The sequence below is a fragment of the Komagataeibacter sp. FXV3 genome (assembly GCF_015155755.1).
In the GTDB taxonomy this organism is placed as follows: Bacteria; Pseudomonadota; Alphaproteobacteria; order Acetobacterales; family Acetobacteraceae; genus Komagataeibacter.
The window spans coordinates 1-1,534 of the sequence record NZ_VWPI01000163.1; the positions used below are offsets into that span (position 1 = coordinate 1).

Here is a 1,534-nt window from a genome sequence, read left to right on the forward strand (position 1 = left end):
AGAGACAGGCCGTTCTGGCAACCGTTCCCATGGAATCGGACAGGCTGGTGGCGGTGGCAGCCGTTCATGCGCTGTATGCGCGGGCAGCGGAAATCGCGGCTCGCGATGCGTCCGGCCCGGCGTCCTTCGCCACCAGTTTTGTCGATGCCCTGTCGCGGTTACAGGATTCCCATACGTCAGGTACCCACGCCTGATCAGGAAATATCGGCCATTAAGGAAACATGGGCCGCGATGATCTTCCACCCGTCGGGGGTGCGGATCCATGTCTGGCTCTGCCGACCGATACGTTCACCACCATGGCGACGGAATTCCAGGTCAACCGTGCCGGTATCCGTGCCGATGGCCGTAATGTGCCGGCGCAGCACATCCCGCGGGGGGGAACCCCCTGCACGCCTGCGGCGGAATGCTGCAATTTCATCAAATCCGTACAGCGTTTCCCCGACACCATACCGCACGGTTTCAGGGCCATGGTAAAACAGAGCGTCCAGTTCCGGGATGTCGTTTTCGCCCAGCGCCTTTTCATAGTGATCGGACATGGCGGTCAGTTCCGCGATGATTTCAGGGCGGTTCAGGTCAGGGGACATGGTGTTTCCGTAAAATGTAGTTGGTGGCTTTACCCCCTGGTGGGGACAACTGTTTCATGCGCTTCGTTTTCCGTCACATTGATAACAGCCTCATTGGAAAACGACACGACTTCCGATGGCCGCTGGCTGGTGGCTGCATTCGTTTTGCGGGCCAGGTCGTTTGTCACCGTTTTCAGTTCCGACACTTCGGAACGGACATCATTCAGGATTTCCATCAGGGCGGCATGATCTTCCGCCGCACGCTGGTCGGTGCCCCGGCTCAGCACCGCATTGCCTACCATAAGGGCAGGGAGCGCAACCAGCTGGATGCAGTTGCTTATATAGAGCAGCGTGTTCTGCCATGCGGGTGCTGCCAGCGGGATAAGCGAAAAGACCAGAAACGCATAAACGCACCAGATGCTCCCGAATATAATCGTCATGCGCACCGCGACATGATCGTTGACCTTACGGAGAAGGGTGGGTTTGGTCGGTGATTTCGGCATGGGACCCTGCTTGCGGCAATATGTTGTAATAATTCAGTGGGTATGTCTCAAAATCCGTCGCCATGCGTCTACCTTTAAATGGATAGGATTTATGCCGTCCGGGTAGGGGTAGAGATCGATTCTGTATGCCCGGCAAATTGACGCCCGTTTGAATGACGCGCGAATTCGTTGGTTTTCCAAGGAATTTCGGATGCTGGTGCTGAAAGTTTCCATTTTTTTGTGATTTTATGATTGACGGTAGTAGGAGTGGGTCCTATATCCGCAATCACCGGCGGCGCTGAGGAAACTTCTTGAGCCTCTCCGGTGGATTTGCTAAGTTACTCGGCCCTTTGGGGTTACGGTCTTTGACAAGAGAATAGAGAGAGTATCTGGAAGGGATATGCTGGCGGCGCGGTTGTTGTCTTTAGGGATGATGATTGGCGGTCTGGACTGGGTGAGACTGGTCTAGGTAGCTTGGCGTATCTTTTT

Annotated in this window: 2 protein-coding genes and 1 pseudogene; 1 reads left to right on the top strand and 2 read right to left on the bottom strand. The window is 55.2% G+C overall.

Features of this window, described 5'->3' with window-relative positions; translation table 11 throughout:
• Window positions 1-194 (top strand): annotated as a pseudogene (locus F1542_RS15365) (hydroxyethylthiazole kinase); the annotation flags it as partial.
• On the opposite strand, the gene hpxZ reads toward F1542_RS15365, so the two are convergent.
• Both hpxZ and F1542_RS15375 read right to left on the bottom strand, forming a co-directional pair.
• Window positions 195-584, bottom strand: a complete 390-nt coding sequence (gene hpxZ / locus F1542_RS15370; protein ID WP_193733814.1) for an oxalurate catabolism protein HpxZ — start codon at window positions 582-584, stop codon at window positions 195-197.
• Window positions 585-613: 29 nt separating this feature from the next.
• Window positions 614-1,066 (bottom strand): hypothetical protein, encoded by a 453-nt coding sequence (locus tag F1542_RS15375; protein WP_193733815.1) that lies wholly within the window; start codon window positions 1,064-1,066, stop codon window positions 614-616.
• Window positions 1,067-1,534 lie beyond the last annotated feature (468 nt).

What these genes read in the sequence shown, in the direction of transcription:
- F1542_RS15375 (WP_193733815.1), bottom strand. Translation starts at nt 1,066, where the DNA reads ATGCCGAAATCACCGACCAAACCCACCCTTCTCCGTAAGGTCAACGAT.
- hpxZ (WP_193733814.1), bottom strand. Translation starts at nt 584, where the DNA reads ATGTCCCCTGACCTGAACCGCCCTGAAATCATCGCGGAACTGACCGCC.